The sequence below is a fragment of the Leptospiraceae bacterium genome (assembly GCA_024233835.1).
In the GTDB taxonomy this organism is placed as follows: Bacteria; Spirochaetota; Leptospiria; order Leptospirales; family Leptospiraceae; genus JACKPC01.
The window spans coordinates 800649-827422 of the sequence record JACKPC010000002.1 but is presented as its reverse complement, the minus strand read 5'-3'; the positions used below and the strand labels follow the sequence as shown (position 1 = coordinate 827422).

Sequence of the window (26774 nt, the reverse complement as noted above, 5' to 3'; positions counted from 1 at the left end):
CATAAATAATCCTATTCCGACTCCGGGGAAGAAAAGTCGAAGATAGGAGTTTTCAATGAAGTCAGACAGGCTTTTGGGACTTCGTTAGTAAGCGGAAAAATTGAGGTTTACGATATTAACTTTTATTAAAATTCTGGATCATAATGAAAAAAATCAGATTAAAAACTATTTTACTTTCTTTGTTGTATATATTTTTCCTTCGTTGTTCTTCAGCACCGGTAAAAATAGAAGAAATTACCCCGGAAGATGAAAAAGCTATGAGCCAGGAATACCTTCCTCAAATATTAGAAGATTATCCACCTGTAAGGGACAATGAACTTCAAGTCTATATTTCAGAGCTGGGAAAAGGGCTTGTTAAAGCTATGGGTGTGGAGAATCGTTCATATTCGTATGAATTTATAGTTGTAGGAACAGAGAATGTGAATTTATTTTCTTTGCCTTCCGGTTCTATTTTTATTACAAAGCCCCTACTAACAATGGTTCAAACCGAAGCAGAGCTGGTATTTCTTATCAGTCATGAAATTGCTCACGGACAAAGAAGAGATGTTTCCAGACGTATTTTTGATAAGCATTCTAATATGAGCATTTTAACGAAATTGGGAACTTCGGTAGGGACTGTATTTAGTGGGAAGGTAAAAATGGTGGCATATTCTGCCTGTAAGAAAACTCAGCCATATAGTCCATGTAAAAAACTTGGAAAGAGTTTAAATCAACCGGTAACAGTAGATGGAAATAGATACGGAGAGATAAAAGCGAAACATGATTATATTGTAAATTCTCCGGAAGATGAGTTGTATGCAGATAAGTTGGCTGTGGAACTTTTTGCTAAGACTACTTACAAAAAAGAATATGCTGGGAATTTTTTTAAACGATTATATGAAATTCGTCTTCAGGCTATGAAGGACGGGAAAGAAGGAGTTCCCTCAAACTTGATGGACATCTATTATACCCATGATATAAACGAACCGAGGATTCAGGAACTGGAAAAAGCTTTAAAGGAAGTTAAAACAACAGGTAAGGAAGTATCTTCAGATGCTTTTAAAAAGATGAAGAGAAAACTGGGAAAATAAACTAAATCCCTCTAAGGGCGATAGGCTTTGAGCACCACCCTTAGAAAGTTCTTAAGCGGAAAAATTCTATCAGGACTTCCTTAATAACATAAAAGTAATATCATCATTATTTTTATATTCTTTCAGAGAAGAGAGAAGATTATCTCGAATTACTTCAAGAGATTCATCGTGATATTTTTCTAATACAGCTTTAATACCTCTTTTCTCAAACATTTGTTGTTCTCTATTTACAGACTCGGTAACACCATCCGTATATAAAACCATCACATCACCCTTATTAATTTTTGTTTTTTCATTATTAATGAAGGGTTCTATATCATCTTCGATTCCGATCCAGAAACCTGTTGTTTCAATAAACTCAATGGATTTTGTTTTTTTTCGGTAGGTCACAATATCCTGATGGGCTCCTGCAAATTCTATATTCCCTTTTTCATCCATAGCAAATAAGGTAATGGTCATATACTTGTTTTCTGAGAGTTTACGGATATTCTCTGTTAAAGTTTTATTTACTTCTATTAAAACTTCTGCCGGAGAATTAAAATAGCCTGTATGAATAATCGAGTTAACCAGGCTTTGTACCATCATCATAACCAGGCCTGCCGGAACTCCGTGTCCGGATACATCTCCTATGACAAACCAATTCTTTTGTCCTGCTTTAAATGGATTGATAACATCATAATAATCTCCCCCCACTTCATCAGCTGTTTGCATAAAACCTAATACTTCACATCCCTCTATTTTTGGATTTTCCGGAACCAGACAGGTTTGAATTTTCTTTGCGAGTTCCATTTCTCCCCAGAGAGCATCCCGGGTAGCTCGAAGTTCTTTATCATTTTCAAAAAGCTTGTCCATCATATAGTTAAACTCTTCCGAAAGAGCTGCCATTTCGTCTTTCCCTTTCACCTCAACTTTCTGGGATAAGTCTTTTTTTTCTTGTATTACGCGAATGACATGAATAAGTTTACGGATCGGACCGACCAGGTAATTGGAAATGATAATAGACAGCACTATTCCGAGAATAGCAAAAATTGTACTAAAAACAATGGTAATAATCCTCGTAGTTGTTAGATCATTCTCCATCGAATCCACTGTTTCTTCGTGAGAGGATTCTATCTCTTTTTCGAGGTTTTGTATGCTCAGACGAAATTCTTTGGAAACTCCAAAGAAAACACTCATCATTTCATTACCGGCATCGGTTCCGCCATCTCTGTAAGCGAAAGCCATTTCTTTTCCAACTTCATAGAAAGTATCAATTTGCTTATTAATTTTCTTTAGTTGAGTGGTATCTTTTTTCTGCTTAATATAATTTTCGATCAACTTATCCAGAACGGATTTGGCTATTTTTAGATTTCCTTCAGCATGTTTATAGCCCTCATCATAGCCTTCTGCAAAACGGGTAGCTGCTACATTCGTTAACCAGTTTGTAATTTCATTAACCGAACTTTTTAACTTTCCCAGGAGTACGTAGTTGGGCAGGGATTTTTCTTTTAAATAGCTTGCTCTTTTCATATTTTGAGAGGATTGGTAAGTGAAATAGGAATTTATAAAAAAAGCGGGTAATAAAATACTGAAAAAGCCAATGATCATTTTTTTTCTGAGGGATAACTGCATAAATCCATTCTCCTGTTTACGCAATAGGTAAACCCTATTAAATAAGAAAAGCAATAATGAGCAAGAAAAAAATTTGGATTCTTTTTAAGTTAAAATCCGATCTCCGGATTTTAACGATAAAACATATTTACAAAAAATCCGGCCATAAAAACCTAGTAATTACAGGTAATACTCATGTATCCGAATCATATCTATTCATTGAAGCAAATTATTATATATTTTTGTAAAATCCAATTTTATCTTTTTTGGCTGGGGTTTGGTTTCCTTACTCTTTTGGCGCAGCCGGCGTCTGAGGAGAAGAAAGTTATAAAGCTGAGTGTGGAGGAAGCAGTTAAATATGTTTTAGAGAATAACCCAACCATTCAAACAGCAAAATTTGAAATACTCAAATCCGATACACCTTATTATAAGAATGAATCCCAGTTTTCCTGGAGGGTAGTGGGTGGTGTCGAAGTGGTAAAATCGAAAGCTCCGAGTAACCGAAATAACGTCTTCTCCGGAAACCGTTTTACTCAGGATGCAGTAAAAGTTGGAATAGAAAAGCAGTTCAAAACAGGAACTTATTTTAAAGCCGAAGTCAGTAATGTTCGATATGACTCCAATGCTTTTGAAGGTTCGAGTAGTTCTCAGTTTTCATTTTTAGCTGTTCCGCCTATGTATACGGGAGCCTTAAGTTTGACGATAAGTCAGGAGCTTCTAAAAAACTCTTTTGGAAAGACGGAAGAGAATACCAGGAAGATGCTTCAATTAGAGGCAGTCATTAAAAGAGAAGAACTGCTCAATCAACTAACAGGACTGGTTGCTAAAACCCTGGTGGATTATTGGAGCCTTTCGATTGCAGAGTCTGCGGTTACAACATACGAGAAATTATTAAAAAGTACTATAAATATAAGAAATTTAACCGTTCGAAAGCAGAGAATTGGTCTTGCTGAAACTTATGAGATTCACCAGTGGAATTCGGTAGTGTCCCAGATACGCAGTATGCTTGAGACAGCAAAAAATCGAAGGGATGAAGCAAAACGGAATTTAATTCGTGTGTTGAATGTAGATCCTCGCTCTGAAATCCAGGGAGTTACCCAGCTTACAGAAGAATTGCCCGGCGGATATCAGCTGGAAAAAGATATTGATTATGCTTATGAACACCGTATTGATTTACAAAATCTTCGCCGTCAAATGATGGTTACAAAATACGGTTTGTCAAATGCAGAAGCGGAAGACGTACCTTCTTTAAAAATTTCCGGAACCTACAAGTCATTGGGCCAGTCGATTGAGTCTCCTTCAGACAATTTTACTTCTATGGACAGGGGAATTCCTTCTACAAAATATAATAATTTATCGGCCCAGATAGCCCTTTCCTACCCCCTCTGGGATAAAGGAATTAAATCGGCTATTCGAGACTCAAATATCGAAGTCTCGAGGCTTCGAGTTCTCGAGGAAGACCTAAGAAAGCAGATCAAAGATGAATTACATATCCGTCATGATAATATTCAAAAATCTTATGTAATCTTACAAAATTCCAAGCGAACAGAATTAGAGGCCGAGAGATTTTATAATGGTATTTATCGCAGATTTTCTCAGGGAAGCTATAATGCCCTTTCGGTCAAAAAAGCTCTGGATAATTATGTAGAATCTCAACTCGGGACAATTCAGGCCAGGGTGAATTTTAATATAAATATGTTATTATATGATCTGAGTAAAAACTATTTATTTGAACGCTTTGGAGTAGATGTGAGAAAAGTAATGAATCAACTTTTAAGTAAAAACGATGAATTTATGAAATAATATAAAAATAAATTAGACAACCCTGCTATGTAAAAAAAAAGTATTTATAACAGGGTATGGAAAGAGAAGAAAAGCAACAAATCGCCCTTAATTCGGGCAAACCTATAGGAATCAGTATCCGAACAAAGTTAATGGGAGTAATATCCCTTATACTTCTAATATCCGTTTATGCCGTTAGTTCGTTAGGTACTTTCTTTTTTAGCAAAGATACCCAGGCGAGGGTTCAGGAAAATAATTTGGTTCTTATTCGAATCCTCGGCCAGAAAGTAGAAAGTGATCTATCTTCCATACAGAAGACTCTTAGCCTGGTTGCTGAAGCTCTGGAAAATTCGGAAACCGAAGAAAAGAAGGAGGGTTTAAGTTCGCTTTACTTTTCCAAGAAATCCGAGTTTTTGTATCTGGGTCTTGCTAAGAAAAAAGAGGATAGTCTGGTGGTTATTGATAGGCTTTATAACCGGCCTTTTTTTAATTCCCACAACCTTACGGATAGGGACATGGAGGACATAAACCTTCAGCATTCTATGTCTTTCTTGCAATCCTTTAAAAGTGCTTTTATTTTGATGAATGCCAGTCCGGCATTTAAACTTCCGGTTATGGCCATCAGCTTTCCCTTTAAAAATATTCGAGGTGAAAATGTTATTCTCATTGCCTACATCCGTTCTGAGTCTATTTTAAAGGCTTTCCGGGGTGGAGGAATCAGCATGGCCGGTCTGGTTGATTCAAGCGGTAAAGTGCTGGCCCATCCGGACGAAGAGCTTGTCTTAAAAGCTAAAGATTTACAGGCACATCCAATAATAAATGTACTTCTAAAGTTAAAAGAGGGAATTAGTTCCCAGCGCATTATAGATCTTGAAGGCAAGGAGTTTTTTGGTTCAGCACTCAAGCTTTCAGTCGCGGGAATAGGTGTTTATTCTCTTACTGAGAAAGATGTGGCTTTAGAAGAAGTTAAAAATATTCAGAGAAGAAACTTATACTTAACCATCATAGTTTTAAGTCTAACCCTTATATTTATATATATTTATTCTCTCGGGATTACGAGTCCTATTTTAAAACTGGCTACTTTTGCAAGGGAAATTGAAAGGGGAAATTATACTCATTTTTTACAGCCCAAAACAAAAGATGAGCTGGGCCTTTTAACCCATTCCTTTAACTCAATGAGTAAGGGACTTGACGAAAGGGAAAAAATGAAAGATGCCTTTGGTAAATTTGTTAATAAAGAACTGGCTGAGTTGGCGATGAAAGGAGACATTAAACTCGGAGGAGAAAGGAAGTATTGTGCCATATTCTTTTCTGATATTCGTAGTTTTACTTCAATTTCCGAAAAGCTGGAACCTGAAGAAGTTGTAGAGTTTTTAAATCAGTATATGACTGAAATGGTGACCTGCGTAAATCAGACATCAGGGATTGTTGATAAATTTATAGGGGATGCTATAATGGCGACCTGGGGTGCGCTTCACCATTTAGACAATGAAACTGAAAATGCAATTAATGCTGCTTTGATGATGAGAAAAGCCCTTATCCGTTTTAATAAAGGTAGAGGGGGGGATAAAAAACCAATTATAAAGATTGGATGCGGAATTAATTCCGGCTATGTTATCTCCGGACAAATTGGCTCTCACGAAAGATTAGAATATACCGTAATCGGAGATGCTGTTAATTTGGCTTCGAGGGTCGAGGCATTAAATAAGCCTTTTGGAACGGATATATTGATAACCGAAGAATCTTATTCCAAGGTAAAGGGACTTTATAGGGTCGAGAAAATGCAGGCTATAAAAGTAAAAGGAAAAGAAAAGCCTCAACAAATTTATGCTGTCATTAGTCGCTTTGATGATCCGAATGGTTATAATAGTCTTGCAGAGCTTCGTGAGGCAATAGGGATTATACTCGAAGAAAAGAAACAAGATAAAAATACAGAAGGTGAAGAAGTTAAGTATGAAATCCTTGAATAAGGAAAAACTTTTTCAGTGGATTTTACCGGGCCTTTTGCTTGTAAATGTCGTAGTATTTTCTTTTCTATTTTATTACGATATTACCCGAAGTTTATCTCTTGGGGACAGAGAAAAGGTAGGAGTATTAACATTTAAACTCAATAGTATCCAAAGAAAATTTGAAGGTAGCACTGTCTGGTCTTATATCCAGACCAGTTCTGAAATTGCGAACCGGGATACTATTCGAAGTTTTGAGGAATCGGATGCCTTAATTCATCTGGATAATCATACTAAGATTCATTTGGATGAAAATAGCATGATCATCCTTGATATAAAAGGTAAGTCATCTTCTATCTCTTTTGAAAAGGGTTCTATTCATGTGAATTCACCTGTAGAAAGTGAAAATAAGGTACAGGTTGTATATGGTGATAAAAAAATTGAGCTCGGAAACAGTGAGTCTCATTTAGAGAAAAATAAAGAGTCTTTAAATGTGTATGTTAGTAGAGGTCTTGTTAAAATTTATGAGAAAGGAAAAGAAATCTTATTAAAAGAGACGGAGAAAGCTGTCATATCAAAAGATGTTAAAATTTCCGATGTTTCTATAAAACTTCTTTCTCCTTCAAATCATTATACCGGTGTTTATGAGTCAGATTCCAATCTCATACATTTTTCCTGGTCTATTATAGGAAATGTAGATAATACAGTTTTGCAACTTAGTAAAACTCCCAATTTTTATCGTTTTAATTCATTTCCGGTTCAGGGGCTTAGTTCAAAAGATGTACCCTTGCAGGATGATACATACTATTGGAGAATATCCTGCAGCAATCAAAAAACAGGGTCTGAGGAGTTAAGCGAAATTCGAAAGTTAATCACTTTTAAACAGATGCCTATATTTCTTCATACTCCTAACGCAAAACAGGTTGTCTATTATACAAAAGAAAATCCTCATGTGTTATTCTCCTGGTCGGATTCCGGATTCACTTCTAATTACCTTATAGAAATAGCGAAGAGTCGTCTATTTGGAAACAGTATCGTTTTTAATAAAAAGGTATTTACTAACAAATTTGAGTATAACAACTTATCGGAAGGAACCTATTACTGGAGAGTCAGGATAAATTCGATTGCGTCTAATAATTATTTTCAGCAAAGTAAAATTGGCTCTTTTAGAATCCAGAAAATAGACGATTATTCAAAGCCTGTACTCTTAAATCCAAGAAATAAACAGGTTTTAAAAAAATCCAAAGGTTTTAAACTCCTGTTTAACTGGAGAGCCAGTCGAGAACTTGAGTCATACAATGTACAAATAAGCAATAGAGAGAATTTTTCAAATATCATTTTTTCCAAAGAGATAAAAGATAACGCCATTATTGTAAGTGGTGTATCGGATCCTGGAATTTATTACTGGAGGGTAAAAGGAAGGAAAGGAGAGCTTGTAACTCCTTTTTCCGAAGCATATAGTTTTGGAATTGATACCGGGTTTGATGAATTGAAAGAAGAAAAAGAATCGGATGCCGCTTTAAAAGAGAAAGAAAAGGAAAAAGAATCTATAGAGAATCCACTCCCTATTTATCCTCTAAATGAGACTATCCAGTTATCCAATCAAAACAAAATCAGGTTTAAGTGGAGGAGGGTACAAAGTGCGGATGCTTATCTGTTCTCTATTTTTAAGGATTCCGATAAGCAAGTCTTATATAGAAAAAAAGTAAAAACTCCTTATCATGATTTTTCTAAATTTCAAACTCTGGGTCTGGGAACATTTATATGGAAAATTCAGGCAATGAAATCCGGGAAGGAAATCGGAGAAGAATCTAATAGTCGATTCAAGTTTCAGATAGCAACTAAATTGCGTCGATTAAAATCCGAAGATATAAAGATTACATCTCCGGAGAAGATATATTTGGATTAATAGTATGAAAGAAATTTGGATGTCCTTAACAGTTTTATTATTTTTTAGTAACCTTATTCTTGCCGGAGAGCTGGAGTGGAAGCCTGTAAGTGGAGTTAATGGCTATCAGATAATTATAGAGAATCGTCAAACACACAAAGTAATTATAAATAAGCAAGTTAAAACGAATTCCTTCCCCATTCACAATTTAAAACCCGGTAATTATAGGGTTCGGATAGCTCCTTTAGATATATTGCATAAACCCCTGGTATGGTCGAACTGGAAAAATGTGGAGTTGATCCGGAAAAATACACCTGAAATATCTAATCAATCAATAGTAAATTTGGAGCAGGGGAAGGGAAAACAGGAAATTACTATACATGGAAAAGGATTTCAGAAAGATAGCAGGGTTTTACTGGTAAAGAAAAAAAAAGAGTATGCCTTAAATATAAAACAGGTGCAAGAGTCAAAGATTCAAGCAGAGTTAAATACTGATACACTAAAGCCCGGTGTATATGGCTTAAAAATCAAATCACAATATTCTAAAGAAGTTTATCACAAACGTTTTCTTACCATTAAGAAAGAAGCCCCGCCTTTGGAAACTTTGAGTCCCAAAGAAAATGAAAGAGTGGTATTGAAAAAAGGAGAGCCATTATATTTTGTTTGGAAGAAAGATAAGGATGCAAAATATTATGAGTTTCGTATATTACAAGGGAAGAAAAATTCTCGAAAAAAGGAATTACTAAAAGATAAAGTTGAAGACAATAAGTATCATGTAAAAAATTTAAAGAAATTAAAAGAGGGAAACCTGGTATGGGAAGTTAAGCCTTTTGACAAAAAAGGTAGGCCCGGAAAAGCTTCTCAAAGTGAATTTGAAATTCAACTGAAAAAGAAAAATATAAAACCGGATGATATTAAAGTCATTTCTCCGGATGTATTATATGTGAAGGAATAAACCGATGAGAAAAGTTTTTATCTTTGCAAGTATTTTCTCTCTACTTATTTACGGAATTTTTTCTGCCCCGGAAAAATATGCCTATATTCAATGGGAACCTGTTAAAGATGTTGAAGGTTATAAAATTCAACTGAGAAAAAAAGGTTCAGAAACTATTTTACAGGAAGAAGAATGTTCCAAACCCTATTATTCAGTAAAGTCCATGAAAAAAGGTTTTTATGAATTTCGATTAGCACCTCTTAATGTACTTGGAAAACCAATTGTATGGTCAAATTGGAATCAGTTAGAAATCAGGGTTTCCAAACAACCGGGTCTTGAGCGGGCTGAAAATGTAAAAATCAAAAAAGGAAATAATTCAGATACTCTTTCTATTAAAGGAGAGAATCTTTCTAAGGCTTCAAAACTTGACTTTCAATCTAAAGATCACTCATTTCGTCCATCAAAGGTAAATGTTAAGAGTTCCAAAGAAATTGATATTGTAATTAATACAGAAAATATTCAGCCCGGTGTTTATGACCTGAATGTCAAGAATCCCTATAATAAGAGCATAAAGAAAAAAGGATTTCTGACTATAGAAGAAAAACAGGATACAGTAGTCTTGAATGAAAAGAGGATTGCTAAAAAGGAAAATCAATCGAAGCAACTTTCGGAATATGAAGAAGAAGTTAATAAGAAAAAAGAATCCAACACACCTGAGCCGATAAAAAATAATAATCCGCAGAGTTCAGATAGGAAGGAAGAAATAGTAAAACCCTTTGAAAAGAAAAAAGAACCGAAGAAAGAAACACTGGCAGTGGTAGAAAAAAAAGAAGAACCGAAAAAAGAAACAGAGCCGGTAAAGAGTGTTACGGTTGTAACACAGAAAAAGAAAGAGCCTGAGCTTGAGCCTAAAAAAGACATTGTAAAGCCAACGGAACCAATACAGAAAAAGGAGCCTGTCCCGGTTGCAAAAGAAAGACCTGTGAAGAAGAAAAAAGCAGAAGGAATTCGAGAAGTTGAAAGAAATCCATCTACCGATCCGGTGATAGATTATTCAAGGTATAATGGTTTGGGTTTAGAAGCTTATCTAAGTATGATAAAGAAATTAGGCAGTAATTGTGGTTCAGGAGCTTTACCTGATTATCTGTTAAGTCGTTGTGCGAAAAACCACGTATTACTCAATCTGAATAATTTAGAAAGAAGGAATATGTATAACTTTCTACGCCTGAGAAGTTCTAATTACTTTACCCGACAGGAAGCCTATAACTATTTTTCTTCGAATTGTAAACATAGGATGAGAGCTACTGCTGAGTATCTACAGGAAAGCAAAAAGGAAAAAAAATTTGATTCCTTGGAGAAAAATTTAGTAGAAATTACAATAGAGTTTATGGGAAAGTGTAAATAAGTATTTCCTGGTTGTAATAAAGAAGAGATTCCCGTAGTTTTGTACGGTCGAATCGAAGTTAGAATAATTTTAATTACTTGCATAATACTCATTGAAACATATACGTGGAAATATTTGTATGTTCAGCATGACTGGTTAAAAGAAAAGGAGATTGGTTAATGGCAAATAATGTGGCCGAATTATATAAAATAGCAGCAGAGAAATACCCCAGGGAAGGGGGATTTTACTCTAAGGACTCAAAAAAAAATTTCCAACAGACAAATTTTAAAGATTTATATGAAATGGGAGTTTGTTTATCAGAGGCCCTGATCGATTTAGGAGTAGCCGCAAGAGAGCATGTCGGTCTTATGGCAGATCACCGTCTGGAATGGACGATTGTAGACTGTGCCATACTACATGCAGGAGCTGCGGATGTTCCTCGTGGAACTGATGTTACTGAAAGTGAACTTGTATATATTCTGACACATTCTGAAGCGAAGGTTGTTTTTGTTGAACACGACAAAATGCTGAAGAAGCTTCAAAAAGTTAGTAAAGATATCCCGAATTTAAAGAAAATCATTATCATGGAAAAAGACCTGAAGGCAGATGGGGCTGAAAACATGTATGATTTAATTGAAAAAGGAAAGAAACTTCGGGAAGGTGGTTCGAAAAAAGCTGAAGAAAGGTTGAGCGGGATAAAACCTGAGGATTTATTTACTCTAATTTATACTTCCGGAACTACTGGCTTGCCTAAAGGGGTAATGCTCATGCATTCCAATATGTTACATCAAATGCTGGATGTAGTACCCGGTATTAAAGTTTCATCTAAAGACAGGGCTCTATCTATTCTACCTGTCTGGCATATTTTTGAAAGAGTGTTTTTATATGCTGCTATACATAAAGGAATGTCAACCTATTTCACAAACGTGAGGGATTTGCGGGATGACCTGAAAAAATCCAAACCTACTTTTATGGCTTCAGCTCCGAGGTTGTGGGAAAACCTGTACTTAGGTATCTATAACCGTATGAATGATCCAAAGCTTACTCCTCCTTTCAAAAAAGCTCTTTTTGACCTCGCTTATTTCTTTTCCAAGCATTATCATGGAGCGGTTCGCTTTTTAAAAGGAAATGAAGTAGATTATGTAGGCAGAACCGCTCTGGAATCGCTTTTTCGTGGAATATGGGCACTTATTATTTTACTTCCTACTGCTTTAATGAATCTTTTATTCGACCAGATTGTGCTAAAGAAAATTCGTGATGGTCTGGGTGGAGAGTTTCGTGCTACCTGTTCCGGGGGGGGAGCTTTACAGAGACATGTGGATGCTTTCTTTAACGATATAGGAATCGATGTAATTGAAGGATACGGAATGACTGAAACCTCACCGGTTATCGCTATGAGAACTTTTGAGCATCTTGTGATGGGTTCTGTAGGAAAAGTAGTTTCCAAAACAGATTTGCAAATCCGTGATTTTGCCGGAAATGTTCTGACTCATGTAAAACCCGATGGTTCGATTGAAGGTAAGAGAGGTGAAAAGGGAGTTATCTATCTTCGTGGGCCTCAGGTTATGAAAGGCTACTATAAAAATGAAGAAGCTACAAACAAAGCCATTAAAGATGGTTGGATGGATACCGGAGATATGGGGATGATAAACTTCAAAGATACCCTTACGATTACCGGTCGTGCGAAAGAAACAATCGTGTTACTGGGTGGTGAGAACGTAGAGCCGGTTCCTATTGAGAACAAACTGACAGAATCACCCCTAATCGGGCAGTGCATGGTTGTAGGTCAGGATCAAAAAGCTCTGGGAGCTCTGATTGTTCCGGACTTCGATAAACTGAAAGTCTGGGCTTCAGAAAATGGTGTTTCTGATACCGAACCAGATGCCCTGATTGCCAATTCTAAAGTACTGGATAAGTATAAGAAAGAAATTCGTGAATACAACAGTGCTAAAACAGGCTTTAAATCTTTTGAGCAGGTAACTCCTTTTGCCCTGATAAAGAAACCTTTTGAAGTAGGAGATGAGTTAACCAATCTTGGAAAGTTCAAAAGGCATATTATTACAGAAAAGTATGCTGATAAAATAAAAGAAATGTACAAATAATAACAATTCCTCAGGGGGGCTTCCCCCTGATTTTCCTTTTTCTCTATTGAAAAGGGTTTGATTTTTTTCAGGTTCCTTCCATCCTAGCCTTTTTATTAATAACGAAATACAGCTAACTTAATTTCTTCAAAATAAAGTGCTTGACAGGTCAGTAAATAAATTATTAAATTTACATCGCATAGTTCATTTATCAACGGTTTGTTCTCTCTGTGAAGAAATTCAAGTTCTATTCCTACCACTGACTTTTCGGAGGAGATATTGATACTGAATAGAGAACAGAGGGAAGCAGTTCACCATGTTCACGGTCCCCTGCTGATTTTTGCAGGAGCGGGTTCTGGGAAGACTCGTGTGATTACGAATCGTATCGCTAATTTAATAGAGAAGAGCCATGCAAAAGGAAGCGAAATAGTAGCGCTATCCTTTACCAATAAAAGTGCCAGGGAAATGGCAGAACGTGTAAGGAAAATGGTTCCGAGAGGTCGATTAAAGGGAATAGAGCTTTCAACCTTTCATGCTCTGGGTTTGAAAATTCTAAAGAAATATATCGAAAAGCTTTCATATAAGAGTCCTTTTAATTTACAAACTCCCAATGATTTGGAGAGTATAGTAGGAGAACTTCTTAAAGAAATAAAGGTTGATCCAAAAAAACTTCCTCCCAGACTAATTATCCCTGTTTTAAGTCGGATAAAAAATACGGGAACTTCTTATATTAAAAGAGTCGAAGAAAATGGGGATGAAGCCGAATTGATAGGAATTCGAGTATTTGAAAAGTATGAAAAAGTTTTAAAAAATCTAAATTCCATAGATTTTGATGATTTGATTCTATTACCTATGAAACTGTTAAGAGAATATAAAGATGTTCAGGAATACTATCACAACCGCTATCGGTTTTTTATGATAGATGAATTCCAGGATACTAATAAAATACAATATGATTTTATTAAACTTTTAATGGGGCCTAATAAAAATTTATGTGTAGTAGGTGATGATGATCAAAGCATTTATGCTTTTCGAGGCTCGGATGTCAGTTTAATATTAAATTTTGAAAAAGATTTTAAAGATGCAAGAGTAGTAAAGCTATTACAAAATTATCGTTCTTCAACGCATGTACTGAATGCGGCAAATTCTTTGATTAAGAATAATAAGAACAGGAGAGAAAAAGAACTCTGGTCAGACAAGACATTTGGGGATAAGCCCAAATTTGTGGAACGAGCTGATGAGAAAGATGAAGCTATATATGTAATCGATGAAATTGAAAAGGATATAATACGCCATAAAAGAAAAGGTAACGATATTGCAATATTGTTTAGAACAAATTATCAGTCAAGACCCTTTGAAGAAGAACTGAGAAGGAGATCGATTCCTTATAATCTGGTGGGAGGTTATAACTTCTTTGATAGAAAGGAAGTTAGAGATTTAATTTCTTATCTGAAAGTAATTGCTAATCCTAAAGATGAAGTTTCTTTAATGCGTATATTAAATTATCCGAAGCGAGGGCTCGGAGATGGCACTATTTCCAAGTTATATGAAAAAGCAACAGAAGAAGAACTTGGACTATTAGAAGTTTTACAGAAGATAACAGAAGAAGAGGGATATGTACCCGGTATCAAGAATAAAACGGTTCATACTATATATGAATTCATTAACTTACTACAAAAGTATAGAAAAGAATTTTTTCACTCTTCTAAAATGGTGCCGGTATTAAGTAATTTAATTAAAGAATTGGGGTTTGAAAAAGAATTTAGCAATGATTCACAGGACCCAAAAGTAGTTAAAGCCAGGATGATGAACCTATCTGAATTGGTAAACATGATGGCTTACTTTGAAAGCGATTGGAACGATGAAGGCAAACCCGGATTATTTGATTTTATTATGAAGTTATCTTTGCTTATGGATGATTCAAATTCTGAAGATAATTCAAATGATAAGAAAGTTCAACTAATGACTATGCATTTATCAAAAGGCCTGGAATTTTCAGTTGTATATCTGGTCGGCCTGGAAGACGGAATAATACCTAACTCAAGGATGATTGATACTGTAGGTGATATTGATGAAGAACGTAGACTTTTATATGTAGGGATAACTAGAGCAAAAGAGAAGTTAGTGATGACCGCTGCGAGAGAAAGAAAAAAATTTGGTGAGTCAATACCAACACAAACTTCCAGGTTTTTAGAGGAAATTAATAAAGAATATTTGGAAATCTATCAAATTTCAGAAGGAGACGAAAGTTCTTCGGGTTCATTTTTGGATGATCTCGAAAAACTAAAATTAGTATAAAATGAAGAAACAACTATTTATTATGATTCTAATGAGTTTTATTGGATGTAGCAGTTCCGGGACAAATACTATTTCGGAAACAAAAAATACAGCTACAAAGGAAATAATTAATAAGCAGGCAGAAGAGCAAAAGAAAATTCAAGCTATTGATGCTCAACTAGCTGATGTAAAACTAACTAATGATAAAAAGAAGAACTTACTTTTTGAAAAATCAGACTTATTAATTAAATTAGAAAAATATGAAGATGCTTTGCTTACCTTGAAGGAGCTTGGTGGAATGTCAGATGCCTATAAAGTCAAAGGCTATTACTATAACATTGGCTATTCTAATTATAAACTTGGAAAGTATAGTGATGCTGTAGTTGCAATGAATCATTCAAAAGTTTTTGATAAAGGTTATAAACAGAATGAGCGCTACAGGATTATCGCCAGATCATACTTTCAAATGGAAAAATATGGACCCGGTATAAAAGCTCTGGCTTCTGCTGCCAAAGATGATTCATTTAATAAAGATTTAGAATATTATGAAATGGTTTCAAGAGGTTTTAAAGAAATAAATTTATGTAAAAGAAGTATAAAAATAGCCTCTGAAGGTCTTGTAAAGTTTCCTGAGAATTCTTCACTTCTAAAGATAAAGAAGGAATGTGAAGTTGGAGTTCAGTAAAATTGAAACGAATACGAGAATATAAGAAGATTTTAAAAACAGGGATCTATACAGCCTATGTCCCTGTTTATCTAAAATCTCGATTCTTATACTCAGTGCTTATAGGGCTTCCTGTAGTAATCTTTTTACTCTATACATCTTTTCATTTAACAAATTCCTATATTAAGAGTAAATACCTTGATTTACCGGCAGTGAAGAGATTAGCTATAAATCTTTTGCAGCAAAAATTACATAAATCTGTAGAGTTCGGAGTGGTTGATTTTTCCATTTTCTCCGGTATCATTATTGAAGATGTAAAAGTTTCAGCTGAGGAGGATTTTTCGAGTAATAAGATTCTTTTCTATTCTAAAAGAATTGATATAGGAATTGGTGGATATTTTTCCAAAGAAATAGTTTTCAAAAAAATCACTATACACAATGCAAATTTAAATTTTGATATTGATAAGGGAACTTCAAAAGTAATGTACCCCTTATTAAACTCCATTCTTATAAAGGAAGTGGAGTTTATAGATTTACAGTTTAAAGCTTTGAATCATGGCAATATTGTTTTTCATACAAATAGACCTATCGACTTATTAATAAAGAGAGATGTAGGAAAATTATCCTTTTCCTTTAATGATAACTTTTTATATATTCCGGCTACTTCTACTATAAGTGGCGTGGGTTCGTATTATCTGAAAGAAAAAAAATATTACTCACAGATTGAGTTAAATAAATTTAATCATCAGGAGTTAGAGCTGTTTAATCAGTATGTTTTAAATACAAAAGTAGAAAAAGGATTTTTATATGGTTTTGCAAGTTTCAAGGGAGACGAAGGCGGAGATTTTGAAGCAAATGCCGATTTAAAAATACACAGTCTAAAAGGCTATTTCCTGTATTATAAAGATATTATTTATAACAGTCTTTTTATTAATGCCAATTTTTCCTATCAATCTAAATATGGCGAGATTGAAGAAAAGAAAAATAAAATTCAAGGTTATGCTGAAAAATTTAAAAGGAAACTTCAGGTAGATACTTTAACAATTAATGAGACCATTGGTAGAAGTATTAATGATTTAAAACAATATAATATTTCAATTTCCTTACAGGATTCAAAAGGACTCTGGGAAAAAATTTATTTACCATCCGGTTGGAAAATAAATGGAAATTTAAATTTTGAACTGAATCTTAACGAAACAAAAGAAAAGAAGAATTGGTTTATAGTTACGGAAAACTTATCTCTTGTTAATTCCATTTTTACTTTTAAAGCTCCAAATGTAAAATTTAAAGTAGATGAATTATTGATTAAACTGAATAATAAACAAGAGCTTATTGGAAATTTAAAGGGGAATCTTTTTGGTTCTCCATTTAACCTGGGTTTGTCGGGTAATCTTTCTTTCAATCGCGCAGAGCCCTGGGGAAAGCCAAAATTTTTATATCTTACTTCTAATGTTACTATAGATGGAAAAATACAACAGGTTCTTTTAGAGGATTATGAAAGTATTTATTTAAGTATTGAGAAATATATTCAAGATTCAATTCGAGAAAGACAGGCAAAATTATTAGAAGAAGAATATTTTATTACTTTACCTGAATATAAAACTTTTCTTGAGGAGTTACAGGCTAAAATAAATTTGAAAATATCTAATATAAAAAAAGACAAAAATTCTCCCTCTTTAGGGCCTTTTTCTATGAATCTTGATAATCTTCGTAGTTCTCTGTTGCTTAAGGTTGCGGGAGAAGAAGAAAAAAATAAAGAGAATGAAATATCTTACCGTATTGATTATGGAAGAAAAATTCCTTATATGGATTTTTCCATCAATCTTAAAGATTTTACCTGGGGAGGAAAAGCTTTTTCTATTTGTGATATGGAACTTTATCCGGAAAAGTTAGATATCAATTTAGCTATGGTGAGTAATGGTAATAATTTATCTGAATTCTTGACCTATAGAAGTTTGCGAGCCGATGCGAACCTCTATAATGTAAGAGCCAAGCAATTTGATAACGAAGATTTGTTTTCTCTGGGTGAATATATCAATGAAAATTCAAAATTTAATTTAGCTTTAGATTTGCAAATTTATTCTCGAGAATTATTTTATAGAAATATTGAAGTTAAAGGACAGGATTATTATTTCAAAGGTTATGCTAATTCTAAAAATCGTAAAGTGAATTATGTTTTCTATGGAAATATGGCTCAAAAACCGGTGAAGCTTTCCTTTATAGAATCAAAGTATTCCTGCAATAAAAATTAATGGAGGAAATGAAAATGAAGAAATTTATTCGCAAGGGTATTCTTCTATTTATTGTTCTTTATTTTGGTATGTTTGGTATTAACTGTAAAAAGAATAAAACAAGTAAAGCTGATGAACCTAATAAAGATTTTAAATATGCTAGTATTATTGGTTCCTGGAAGATGATACCTTCGGAAGGACTTATTTTGATTTTTGAACCGGATGGAAAAGTTTATCTTGTTAAGAAAAGCAATCGAAAAGAATTTTTTTTAAAAATAGATTCTTTAGGAGCAAGAATTCAGGAAAGTAAAGAGGCTTTACAACCTGAAGGATATTTTCTTTTCTCTGAACAAAAAAAAGATTCCTGGTATGGAATTTGGAAAGACGAAATGGTTCGTTTACAAAAAATTATGCCGGTTAATTCCCGCGAATCCATTTTAGAATAGCTTTGGCTGCAACTTCTGAAGGATTTCCTTTTCCCAGTTTATCTTTTATTTCTTTGAGTTTTTGAATCATTTGATCCCGGTAGTTAGCATTGCTTAGAAGTTGAATAGCTTCCGGGAGTATCTTTTTCATTGTCGCATTATATTGCAGAAACTCCTTGCATACTTCTTTATCATTATTTAGAATATTCACCATTCCGATATGAGTTACTTGTTTTACGTTGCTGGCTACAATATAAGAAAAAAAACTGGCTTTATACATAATGATCATGGGTTTGCAGAAGTAAGTGACTTCTAATGTGGCCGTACCGGAAGAAAGAATCACTAATTCTGAAATAGAAATGCAATGTGGAGACCTGTCAAAATGATATTGAACTTCCGGAGCGTTTGGATTTTCTTCTTTATATTTTTTTAAAGAAGCAGTAATAAAAGCATCATTTTTGTGACTGATACCCGGAATTAAGAAAACGAATGTATCAGAAGAAAAATGTTCCTGTATTTTTTGGGCTGTTTCTAAAAGAATGGGAAGGTGTTTTTTTATCTCTGTAGTTCTGGAGCCGGGCATTAGAGTAATGTAACGCTTGTTTTTTTCTATGTTTAAAGGTGGATATTCTTTTAATTTATCTTCTAATCTTTGAACTAAAGGGTGTCCTACAAACTCTGCGTTTACACCATATTTCAGGTATATATCCTTTTCAAATTCGAAAAGAGTTAGCATCAGACTGATATTATCTCGAATAAAAAAAACTCTTTTAAACCTCCATGCCCAAATTTGTGGAGATACGAAAAAAGCTACCTCGATTCCTTCAGCTCTCAGCATTTTTGTAAGCCTGAGATTAAAACCCGGATAATCAATTAATATAGCATATCTAATATTCTCTTTTTTGCATATTTCAACAAGCTGTCTGGCCAGAGATTTTAAATATTTGTATTTAGAAACAATTCCGGATAAGCCTACTACATTCATGGATTCTATATCGGTGATAGAGTGTAAACCCTCTTTCAACATTTCGTCCCCACCGATTCCTTCAAAAGAAAGATTGGGTATTTCTTTCTTCAAGTATTTCAATAAATCTCCACCGAGTAAATCTCCGGAATGTTCACCGGCTACTAATAGTATTTTCTTCACATCTTCTTTCATGATAGTTTTATATAATTCTTATTAATAGATTTTGCCGGAGAATTTTTCATAGAGATAACAGAAATTTTTAGTTTTTCAGCATACTCAATAAAACTTTTGGGTGATACTACAAGAGTTTCCCCGGAGCGGATAACGAGGGTATCACAACCGGATGTATGCATAGAATCCAGGGTTTGTGTACCAACTGTAGGAAGGTCAAAGCGTTCATCCTGTCCAACACGAGAACTCTTACAGACGATAGCTCCTTTCTTTCGGGAAAGTTCTCCTCCCCGACGGATGGTTTCATCGGTACCTTCGATGGCTTCAATGGCAAGTATCATTTTTTTTGTGACTACAACGGTCTGACCTATATCTAATTCAGCCATTTTAGAAGCCATATTCATTCCGTAATCAATATCTTCCAGTTTATGGTGTGGAAGCTTTTTTTTGGTATATCTTCCTTCCCCTAAAAGCAAAGAACTCAGGTAAGTTTTCTGGGAAATGATCTCTATATTTAGCTTGATAAATTCTCCGGCTGCTGTATGAAAAAAGGAGGTATCGTTTCGATTTACCATTCTGGCCAGAAGCAGCAGGGCTTTCAGATCAAATTTATAACCCCGAAGAATCATGTCTTTTTTTACCTTACCTAAAAGTAAAAGTTTAGACACATTATTCTTCTTGCATTTTTTCAGTACATCTCCAATTTTACTAATGTAGACCGGTAGAACTCTATCTTTATATTCGCCGGCTTCAAATTCGGATTCAAGTATTCCTAAAAAAATGGGATCTTCTCCCTGTAAAAGAGCTTCCTTCATGGCTATATGAGGAAGCTCTCCACCCCCGGCCAGTATTGCTAATCGTCCCAAGATCTAAGGTTTGGATTCAGTACCGGAACCTGTGCTACCGGTCTTGGATTCAGATTTGGTTTCGGACTGGGAACTCTCCGGTGACTTGGGTTTATAATCATTTACATAAAAACCACTACCTTTGAAGATAATTCCACCACCGTTTGAAATTAAACGTTTTACCTCTCCCTTTTTCTCACAGAGGCAGGTACTCAGAGGCTCATCTTTCATGGATTGAAAGTGTTCAAAAATAGTGTCGCAGCTAAGGCACTTATATTCGTATGTTGGCATGAAATCCTCCTATTGATTGTGTAATTAGACATACGCAAAATGATACATTTTTCGTCAAGTCATTACCAGTTTTAATTTTCTGCTATGGATTGAAAGTGAAAAATGAGTTTTCTAATCCTTTTTCTTTACTTCTTGCATATAGCAGGCTTCATCTAAAAACTCAATTTCGATAGTGGCATGGTGAATACTGCTCTTGAGAAGTAAGTCTTTAACCTGTTTTTTTATTAGAATGATATCTGATATACCTTCTAACTTTTCGACCAGAAGATGTACAGAAAAAACGTGTTTTACTCCATCTAAAGACCAGAGGTTTAAGCTATGCACGGACTTTATTCTGTCTAATTTCTTTAATTCATCTTCGAGGTTTTCCAGATCAATTTCTTCCGGAACCCCCTGTAAAAAAATATGCAGGGTTTCTTTTAGATTCTTGAGAACATTATAAAGTACGTAGATAGTAATCAGGATGGATAAAACCGGGTCAAGGATGGGTATATCCTTGAATAATAAAACGATGCTTACAATTAAAACGGCTATCCAGCCCAGTACATCTTCTAAAAGATGCCACATAGCAACTCTCTGATTTATGGAATGGGAGGAACTCAAACGCAATACGGCTAATCCATTAATCAGAATACCGGCTATAGCAAAACCCAGCATTCCCCTGGCATTACTTTTTTCCGGACTCAAGATCCTTGGAATGGCTTCGCTTATGATTAGAACAGAACCTATCAGTAAAATTATACTATTAATGAGAGCACCTAATAGGGAAAATCTCTGGTAGCCGAAGGAAAAGCGAAAGTTGCCTGCTTTTTTGGATTTTTTTTCTAAAAGTATTGATAATCCAAGAGAAAGGCTATCTCCGAAGTCGTGTAGAGCGTCTGAGAGAATCGCTATACTATTCGTATAAAGTCCACCAAAGATTTCAAAAATAGTGAAACTGAAGTTCAAAAAGAATGCAATTTTTAGATTTTTAATACTGTCATTTGAGTGTTCATGCTCGTGAGAATGATTATGCCCCATAGTTCAAAAAGAAAGGATTAGGGGTATACGGGCAAGTAGAAAGGAGAATCAGAAATAAATTTCTTTTTGAAAAAAAGCTTTCTCTTTCTATAAGGTATGCTTCTATTGTACCGGCTTTCAGTTCCGGGAAGCCGGATACAAAGAAGGAATGTTGGATGAAACTAAATAAAATAAAACTTATACTTCCTGTTATTTTGGGAACTCTAATGTCCTGTGCAAGTGATGTTGCTTATAAAAAAGCAGTTCAGGGTTGGTCACTCGTTCATACAAAAAGGTATGTGAAATATCTCCAAAAAGATAATCGGTATGAGAATGATGCTGACAGGGCTACAGATTATATGGCTATTTCCGGTTTACAGTGCCTGATTGATGAGGATACCAAACTTAGCTCCAAAGATCAGTTATCCTCCGCCTGTGCCTGTGCAAGGGCAAAAACCAAAGAGGAAACAGAAAGTAAGTGTAAGGCCTGGGCTGACTCATTCAGTGCAGAAAAGACGAAGGAATAAAGATGGCTGCTGATCCAAAGGAAGAACTACAGGGTAAAGTCAAGCAAATCTTATCAGTTGCAAAAGAAGATATGTTTTCTGAAGAGGATAAAGAAACGGTTAAGAATATAACCGAAAAAATTGCTTCATTAAAACTTAAAGCAGGTCTGTCAGAAACCGAGGAAGATAGGGAATTTTACAAAGAAAGACTGGAAGGTCTGGTGGAGCATTTATCTACCCTTGCCCTTTCAAGGCTAAATGTTGTAACTACAGAAGCAAAAGAGCAGGTTGCCAAAGCCGGTAAGGAGCTTTTGTTGAATGCTCTGGAAAACAGGAAACTTACCTGAATGGAATACCTCTATATCTCGCTGGGAGCTGCTCTGGGCGGCTCTTTGCGGTATGCCATTTCGATTCGTTTAAATGAGAAGTTTTGGGATGGTTTTCCGCTGGGAACTCTGTCTGTGAATGTTTTAGGTAGTTTTTTTCTGGGTTTTATCCTATATTATTTAACAGAAAAGCAGAATCTTAGTTCTGAGATGAAGCTATTTTTAGGTACGGGGTTTTGTGGGGGTTTTACTACTTTTTCTACTTTTTCAGTGGAGGTCCTGAAACTCTTTAAGACTTCCGGTTTTTTCCCGGCTTTTCTGTATATTTTGCTAAGTCTTAGCTTATCTCTCTTTTTTGTTTTTTTAGCGTATTCTATTTCACCAGGCTTTTTTCGGAGCTAAATTATGTCCTATATTCAGGAAGAAAGGTTTCAAGAAATTGTTTCATACAGAAGGCATATACATTCATTTCCGGAGTTGCAGTACCAGGAAAAGGAAACGGCTGCTTATGTTGCCTCTCATCTTAAAAAATTAGGTTTTCAATTTGAAGAAGGCCTCGCAGGAACCGGTATTGCCTGCCTTTTAAATTCAGGAAAACCCGGAAAAACGATACTGGTTCGAGCTGATATGGATGCCTTACCTATACAGGAAGAGAACCAGGTAGAATATTGTTCAAAAAAGACCGGAATTATGCACGCCTGCGGTCATGACGGCCATACAGCCATTCTTATGGGCTTTGCAACGGAAATTGCAAAAAATTATAAAGATATGATTCCTCAGGGAAAAATACTTCTGATTTTTCAGCCGGCTGAAGAAGGGGGCTGTGGGGCTGATAAAATGATAGAGGAGGGGCTTTTAAAGAAGTATAAGGTAGATGCCGCTTTTGCCCTTCACGTATGGAACCATATTGATATAGGAAAGATTGGATTGGTAGATGGTACCATGATGGCTTCTGTGGATGAGTTTTACATCCGGGTAAAGGGAATTAGCGGTCATGGAGCTATGCCCCAGCATACAGTTGACCCTGTAGTGGTTTCCTCTTATATAGTCACAGCTTTACAGACTCTGGTTTCTCGGAATGTAGACCCCCTTGATTCCTGTGTCGTGACGGTAGGAAGTATTCATGCAGGAGATGCTTTTAATGTTATCCCGGAAGTAGCTGAAATGAAAGGAACTGTTCGAACTTTTTCTAAAAAATTGTACGATGTGATTCCGGAAAAGTTCCATAGACTGGTGGAAAATACAGCCAGGGCTCTGGGTGCAGAAGTAGAAATTAAATATGAGAGAGTGGATAAGCCCACGATTAATACTCCTGAGATGGCCAATATTGTTCGAAGGGCTGCCCGAAACATACTGGGTGAGGATTCCGTGACTGAAGAAGAGGCCAGAACTATGGGGGGAGAAGATTTTTCTGCTTTTTTACTGGAAGTGCCCGGCTGCTATTTTTTTGTAGGTTCAAGAAATCCTGAGAAAGGTCTAATCCATCCTCATCATAGTTCGTTTTTTGATTTTGATGAAGAGGCTTTGAAGAATGGATTCCTCGTTATGAAGGAAGTGGTGCGTATTTTTCTCTCAGAAGAATAATTTTTTTTCCGATAATGACTTGGGTTTTTCTATAAATTGTTTACAAGTTTATATCCTAATATATCCTTGGGTAAATTTATTACCTAAGTGGTAAAGATAATATTTGGAGTTAATGATGTTAAAGAAGATAATCGCATCACTTATTATCGCTTCTTTCTTCGCTATTGCACCTGTATTTGCAGGTGATGATGCCGGAAACAAAGGCGGAGGAAAAACGAAAGTTTCTTCTGATAAAAAGAAGAACGTAAAAAAAGGAAAAAAGAAAAGCGGTAATAAAAAAAAGGTTAACAGGAAGAAATCCGGAAAGAAAAACAAGAAAAAAGTAGGCAAAGGCAAAAAGAAGGGCGCTCAAAAAGGCAAAAAAGTTCGCAAGAATAAAGGCAAAAAAGTAGCTCCTAAAAAAGACCCGGCACCTGCAAAAGACGTAGAGAAAAAAGAAGAAAAGAAAGAAGAAAAACCTGTTGAAAAGAAAGAAGACAAAAAACCTGATAACCTTGATCCTTTAGATGAGGATATGTAAGATCTAAAAGGATGGATGCTTTAGAAAGCTGGCTTTTAAAAGGCCAGCTTTTTTTATGTACTCTTAACCTCCGGCAATTTCCATTTTCTTTTTTCCATAAGTATAAAGAAAGTAAGAGATAATACTTAAGAAGAATAGAATATATAAATATTTACTTATAAGAGAATAATAATTTAAGCCCTGACCGGCACGAACCAGCCAGAGTCCTGGATAATAATAAAGATAGGGAAAGGGTGTATAATCTACCAGTTTATGAATCGAAGCCGGAAAGAGATTTAAAGGAATGATGGCCCCGGAGAAAAGAGTAATCATTGCATAGTATAATATTTGAAAACTGAAGATTTCTGTGAAGTAAAAAGATAAAGAGGAAATTGCAAATCCTATTAAAAGAAATGTAGAGAAAGCAAAAAGATAAATAGGTATAAATTGAAGAAAAGTAGAGAAGTTAAGGTTTAATGAGATATTAAAGAAGAAGATAGAAAAAACGAAAAGAGGAAGGGCTCTTGCGAGTGCCTGAAATAAACTAACCCCTATACTATCTGCAAAATACATAAACACGATATTATAGGGTTTTAAAAAGTCATAAACTATATCTCCACTCTTTATCTTATTGCTAAGAAGGTTATCATTCTTTCCGAAAGAGACTTTTAAAAGAGTAGAAAGAATTGCATAACGAACAAGACTTTCACTCTCCCAGCTTCCGAGTTGTTCCGGGCTTTCCTTTGCAACTGTTTTCCAGACGGAAGTAAATATAAAGATATATAAGAAAGCATTTGCGAGACCTACATAATATTCGAGTCGATATGCTAATGAGCGCTGAAAAGATTTGGAGATAAATTTTATATAGGTTTTCATAATTCAGAAAGTCTGGAATACATTTTTTTTATGGCAAATTCAAGATCCTGCTTTTCTCTATTTATTTCCTGTATTTCTATATTATAAGATTGTAGTATATCGATTAGAGCAGAAAGTGATTCTTCTTTGGGCATGTTTATCTGATAATGAACTTCGGATATTTTTTTTTTGAGAACAAAAGGTTCTTTAAGAATAAGTTCTTCTTTTAAAGGAGATGAGAAGTGAACATTTACCTGAGACATATCGGATAAAAGACTATTAAATTCGTTTATATTTCCATCATAACCAATTTTTCCTCTATCAATAACGATAATACGTCTCGCTAAAAATTCTATATCCTGAACATCATGAGTTGTTAATAATACGGTAGTCTTTTGTTCCTGGTTTATCCTGCGTATGAACTCTCTTACTTTTTCCTTAGTAATTATATCTAAACCAATGGTAGGTTCATCAAGGAATAAAATCGAAGGAGAATGAAGAAGGCTTGCAGCCAAATCGGCTTTCATTCTTTGTCCAAGGGAAAGCTTTCGAGTTTGTTGTTTGAAGAAAGTTTGAATACCGAGCAATTCCTGAAACTCATCCAGTTTTTCTTTATATTGTTTTTCCGGGATTTTATATATGGTTTTCAATAGATCAAATGATTCTTCAACCGGAAGATCCCACCAGAGTTGGGTTCTTTGTCCGAATACTACTCCTATTTGCTTTGCATTTTCTCTTCTTTGTTTTAGTGGATCCAGACCTTTTATACGAATAAAACCGGAACTGGGAGTCAAGATTCCTGTAAGCATTTTTATCGTGGTTGACTTGCCGGCTCCATTGGGGCCTATATATCCCACAAATTCTCCCTTTTCGATTTGAAAGGAAACATTGTCTACAGCATTTATTTTTTCTTTTTCTGTGTGAATCAGAGAACTTAGGGAACCTAAGAAGCCGGATTTGCGTTTTCGTATTATAAAAGTCTTATAAAGATTTTGTACATCTATCATCGATTTTTTTTGCTTTCTGCATATTGTAAATCAATTTCATCTGCCCATTTTTTTAATAGGTCTATGTCTTTCGAAGATAATTTAGCTTCCGGATGTAAAGGAAGATATATTTTTAAAGGCATTTCTTTGGATTCGATTTCTTCAATGATTTCAAAGGAGCTATTGCTTTTTTGTTTTAAACTTAGAGATTCCCATTCTGAGAAATTTAAAAATTCTTTTCCTTCTTTTACATCGTGAATCACAAGTAAGGAAATGGGGAACACTTTTGAATACCAGGGCCAGCGGGTCAGATCGGAATGACAATCATAACAGGAACGTTTTAGAATATCCTTAACTTCTTTTGAGGCTTGAAGTTCATGGGCATTTTTCCCACCGGGCCTTTTTAAAGGGATGAATTGTAATAGACCCAAAATGATTATAATTAAGCTCAGTAGAATAGTAAATTTTTTCAT

At 35.0% G+C, this 26774-nt stretch carries 24 protein-coding genes; 16 read left to right on the top strand and 8 right to left on the bottom strand.

Annotated features, from left to right (window positions below; translation table 11 throughout):
• Window positions 1–143: 143 nt before the first annotated feature.
• Window positions 144–1070 (top strand): M48 family metalloprotease, encoded by a 927-nt coding sequence (locus H7A25_12875; protein ID MCP5500793.1) that lies wholly within the window; start codon window positions 144–146, stop codon window positions 1068–1070.
• 69 nt (window positions 1071–1139) lie between these two features.
• Here H7A25_12875 and H7A25_12870 read toward each other — a convergent pair whose 3' ends face one another.
• On the bottom strand, window positions 1140–2681 hold the full coding sequence (locus tag H7A25_12870; GenBank protein MCP5500792.1) for a PP2C family protein-serine/threonine phosphatase: 1542 nt from the start codon (window positions 2679–2681) through the stop codon (window positions 1140–1142).
• A gap of 174 nt (window positions 2682–2855) precedes the next feature.
• On the opposite strand from H7A25_12870, the gene H7A25_12865 reads away from it, so the two are divergent.
• From H7A25_12865 to H7A25_12820, 10 genes are all read left to right on the top strand, one after another.
• Entirely contained in the window at window positions 2856–4463 is a 1608-nt protein-coding gene (locus tag H7A25_12865) for a TolC family protein (protein MCP5500791.1), read from the top strand.
• Between the two features lie 56 nt (window positions 4464–4519).
• Window positions 4520–6412, top strand: coding sequence for a HAMP domain-containing protein (locus H7A25_12860; GenBank protein MCP5500790.1), 1893 nt, complete (start codon window positions 4520–4522; stop codon window positions 6410–6412).
• Window positions 6396–8297: a FecR domain-containing protein gene (locus H7A25_12855; GenBank protein MCP5500789.1), complete on the top strand. Its 1902-nt coding sequence runs from the start codon at window positions 6396–6398 to the stop codon at window positions 8295–8297. The genes H7A25_12860 and H7A25_12855 overlap by 17 nt, the downstream gene beginning before the upstream one ends.
• Before the next feature lie 4 nt (window positions 8298–8301).
• Window positions 8302–9231: a fibronectin type III domain-containing protein gene (locus H7A25_12850; protein ID MCP5500788.1), complete on the top strand. Its 930-nt coding sequence runs from the start codon at window positions 8302–8304 to the stop codon at window positions 9229–9231.
• 4 nt (window positions 9232–9235) lie between these two features.
• On the top strand, window positions 9236–10615 hold the full coding sequence (locus tag H7A25_12845; GenBank protein ID MCP5500787.1) for a hypothetical protein: 1380 nt from the start codon (window positions 9236–9238) through the stop codon (window positions 10613–10615).
• 158 nt (window positions 10616–10773) lie between these two features.
• Window positions 10774–12696 (top strand): AMP-binding protein, encoded by a 1923-nt coding sequence (locus tag H7A25_12840; protein MCP5500786.1) that lies wholly within the window; start codon window positions 10774–10776, stop codon window positions 12694–12696.
• 258 nt (window positions 12697–12954) lie between these two features.
• Window positions 12955–14973 carry a UvrD-helicase domain-containing protein gene (locus tag H7A25_12835; GenBank protein MCP5500785.1) on the top strand — a complete coding sequence of 673 codons (2019 nt, stop codon included), beginning with the start codon at window positions 12955–12957 and terminating at the stop codon, window positions 14971–14973.
• A gap of 1 nt (window position 14974) precedes the next feature.
• Window positions 14975–15637, top strand: a complete 663-nt coding sequence (locus H7A25_12830; protein ID MCP5500784.1) for a hypothetical protein — start codon at window positions 14975–14977, stop codon at window positions 15635–15637.
• 2 nt (window positions 15638–15639) lie between these two features.
• Window positions 15640–17868: a hypothetical protein gene (locus tag H7A25_12825; protein ID MCP5500783.1), complete on the top strand. Its 2229-nt coding sequence runs from the start codon at window positions 15640–15642 to the stop codon at window positions 17866–17868.
• 14 nt (window positions 17869–17882) lie between these two features.
• Window positions 17883–18293 carry a hypothetical protein gene (locus H7A25_12820; protein MCP5500782.1) on the top strand — a complete coding sequence of 137 codons (411 nt, stop codon included), beginning with the start codon at window positions 17883–17885 and terminating at the stop codon, window positions 18291–18293.
• On the opposite strand, the gene lpxB is transcribed toward H7A25_12820, so the two are convergent.
• The 4 genes from lpxB to H7A25_12800 all read right to left on the bottom strand — a co-directional run bounded on the left by lpxB (window position 18265) and on the right by H7A25_12800 (window position 21566).
• Window positions 18265–19431 carry a lipid-A-disaccharide synthase gene (gene lpxB / locus H7A25_12815; GenBank protein MCP5500781.1) on the bottom strand — a complete coding sequence of 389 codons (1167 nt, stop codon included), beginning with the start codon at window positions 19429–19431 and terminating at the stop codon, window positions 18265–18267. The two genes, H7A25_12820 and lpxB, sit on opposite strands and share 29 nt — an antisense overlap.
• Window positions 19428–20276 (bottom strand): UDP-2,3-diacylglucosamine diphosphatase LpxI, encoded by an 849-nt coding sequence (gene lpxI / locus H7A25_12810; protein ID MCP5500780.1) that lies wholly within the window; start codon window positions 20274–20276, stop codon window positions 19428–19430. The genes lpxB and lpxI overlap by 4 nt, the downstream gene beginning before the upstream one ends.
• A gap of 3 nt (window positions 20277–20279) precedes the next feature.
• Window positions 20280–20546 (bottom strand): zinc ribbon domain-containing protein, encoded by a 267-nt coding sequence (locus tag H7A25_12805; protein ID MCP5500779.1) that lies wholly within the window; start codon window positions 20544–20546, stop codon window positions 20280–20282.
• Window positions 20547–20657: 111 nt separating this feature from the next.
• Window positions 20658–21566, bottom strand: coding sequence for a cation transporter (locus H7A25_12800; GenBank protein ID MCP5500778.1), 909 nt, complete (start codon window positions 21564–21566; stop codon window positions 20658–20660).
• A gap of 155 nt (window positions 21567–21721) precedes the next feature.
• Here H7A25_12800 and H7A25_12795 point away from each other — a divergent pair, with 155 nt between their 5' ends.
• The 5 genes from H7A25_12795 (at window position 21722) to H7A25_12775 (ending at window position 24481) form a co-directional block, all read left to right on the top strand.
• The gene (locus H7A25_12795; GenBank protein MCP5500777.1) at window positions 21722–22072 is read left to right on the top strand and encodes a hypothetical protein; all 351 of its coding nucleotides are present in this window, start codon (window positions 21722–21724) and stop codon (window positions 22070–22072) included.
• Window positions 22073–22074: 2 nt separating this feature from the next.
• On the top strand, window positions 22075–22398 hold the full coding sequence (locus tag H7A25_12790) for a hypothetical protein (protein ID MCP5500776.1): 324 nt from the start codon (window positions 22075–22077) through the stop codon (window positions 22396–22398).
• Complete coding sequence (gene crcB, locus H7A25_12785) at window positions 22399–22779, top strand: fluoride efflux transporter CrcB (GenBank protein ID MCP5500775.1); 381 nt, start codon at window positions 22399–22401, stop codon at window positions 22777–22779.
• Between the two features lie 3 nt (window positions 22780–22782).
• On the top strand, window positions 22783–23961 hold the full coding sequence (locus H7A25_12780) for an amidohydrolase (protein ID MCP5500774.1): 1179 nt from the start codon (window positions 22783–22785) through the stop codon (window positions 23959–23961).
• Between the two features lie 115 nt (window positions 23962–24076).
• Window positions 24077–24481, top strand: coding sequence for a hypothetical protein (locus tag H7A25_12775; protein ID MCP5500773.1), 405 nt, complete (start codon window positions 24077–24079; stop codon window positions 24479–24481).
• A gap of 63 nt (window positions 24482–24544) precedes the next feature.
• Here H7A25_12775 and H7A25_12770 read toward each other — a convergent pair whose 3' ends face one another.
• From H7A25_12770 to H7A25_12760, 3 genes are read right to left on the bottom strand one after another with little or no spacing between them, the layout of a single operon-like run.
• A complete protein-coding gene (locus H7A25_12770; GenBank protein ID MCP5500772.1) occupies window positions 24545–25336 on the bottom strand; it encodes an ABC-2 family transporter protein in 792 nt (263 codons plus the stop codon).
• Entirely contained in the window at window positions 25333–26322 is a 990-nt protein-coding gene (locus tag H7A25_12765) for an ATP-binding cassette domain-containing protein (GenBank protein ID MCP5500771.1), read from the bottom strand. The genes H7A25_12770 and H7A25_12765 overlap by 4 nt, the downstream gene beginning before the upstream one ends.
• Window positions 26319–26774, bottom strand: a complete 456-nt coding sequence (locus H7A25_12760) for a heme-binding domain-containing protein (GenBank protein MCP5500770.1) — start codon at window positions 26772–26774, stop codon at window positions 26319–26321. The genes H7A25_12765 and H7A25_12760 overlap by 4 nt, the downstream gene beginning before the upstream one ends.

Excerpts from the sequence above, each read along its gene's own strand:
- lpxB (MCP5500781.1), bottom strand. The coding sequence starts at position 19,431 with ATGAAAGAAGATGTGAAGAAAATACTATTAGTAGCCGGTGAACATTCC.
- H7A25_12860 (MCP5500790.1), top strand. The coding sequence starts at position 4,520 with ATGGAAAGAGAAGAAAAGCAACAAATCGCCCTTAATTCGGGCAAACCT.
- H7A25_12800 (MCP5500778.1), bottom strand. The coding sequence starts at position 21,566 with ATGGGGCATAATCATTCTCACGAGCATGAACACTCAAATGACAGTATT.
- crcB (MCP5500775.1), top strand. The coding sequence starts at position 22,399 with ATGGAATACCTCTATATCTCGCTGGGAGCTGCTCTGGGCGGCTCTTTG.
- H7A25_12765 (MCP5500771.1), bottom strand. The coding sequence starts at position 26,322 with ATGATAGATGTACAAAATCTTTATAAGACTTTTATAATACGAAAACGC.
- H7A25_12870 (MCP5500792.1), bottom strand. The coding sequence starts at position 2,681 with ATGCAGTTATCCCTCAGAAAAAAAATGATCATTGGCTTTTTCAGTATT.
- H7A25_12795 (MCP5500777.1), top strand. The coding sequence starts at position 21,722 with ATGAAACTAAATAAAATAAAACTTATACTTCCTGTTATTTTGGGAACT.
- H7A25_12855 (MCP5500789.1), top strand. The coding sequence starts at position 6,396 with ATGAAATCCTTGAATAAGGAAAAACTTTTTCAGTGGATTTTACCGGGC.
- H7A25_12845 (MCP5500787.1), top strand. The coding sequence starts at position 9,236 with ATGAGAAAAGTTTTTATCTTTGCAAGTATTTTCTCTCTACTTATTTAC.
- H7A25_12780 (MCP5500774.1), top strand. The coding sequence starts at position 22,783 with ATGTCCTATATTCAGGAAGAAAGGTTTCAAGAAATTGTTTCATACAGA.
- H7A25_12820 (MCP5500782.1), top strand. The coding sequence starts at position 17,883 with ATGAAGAAATTTATTCGCAAGGGTATTCTTCTATTTATTGTTCTTTAT.
- H7A25_12790 (MCP5500776.1), top strand. The coding sequence starts at position 22,075 with ATGGCTGCTGATCCAAAGGAAGAACTACAGGGTAAAGTCAAGCAAATC.
- H7A25_12760 (MCP5500770.1), bottom strand. The coding sequence starts at position 26,774 with ATGAAAAAATTTACTATTCTACTGAGCTTAATTATAATCATTTTGGGT.
- H7A25_12865 (MCP5500791.1), top strand. The coding sequence starts at position 2,856 with ATGTATCCGAATCATATCTATTCATTGAAGCAAATTATTATATATTTT.
- H7A25_12775 (MCP5500773.1), top strand. The coding sequence starts at position 24,077 with ATGTTAAAGAAGATAATCGCATCACTTATTATCGCTTCTTTCTTCGCT.
- H7A25_12805 (MCP5500779.1), bottom strand. The coding sequence starts at position 20,546 with ATGCCAACATACGAATATAAGTGCCTTAGCTGCGACACTATTTTTGAA.
- H7A25_12830 (MCP5500784.1), top strand. The coding sequence starts at position 14,975 with ATGAAGAAACAACTATTTATTATGATTCTAATGAGTTTTATTGGATGT.
- H7A25_12770 (MCP5500772.1), bottom strand. The coding sequence starts at position 25,336 with ATGAAAACCTATATAAAATTTATCTCCAAATCTTTTCAGCGCTCATTA.
- H7A25_12850 (MCP5500788.1), top strand. The coding sequence starts at position 8,302 with ATGAAAGAAATTTGGATGTCCTTAACAGTTTTATTATTTTTTAGTAAC.
- H7A25_12840 (MCP5500786.1), top strand. The coding sequence starts at position 10,774 with ATGGCAAATAATGTGGCCGAATTATATAAAATAGCAGCAGAGAAATAC.
- H7A25_12875 (MCP5500793.1), top strand. The coding sequence starts at position 144 with ATGAAAAAAATCAGATTAAAAACTATTTTACTTTCTTTGTTGTATATA.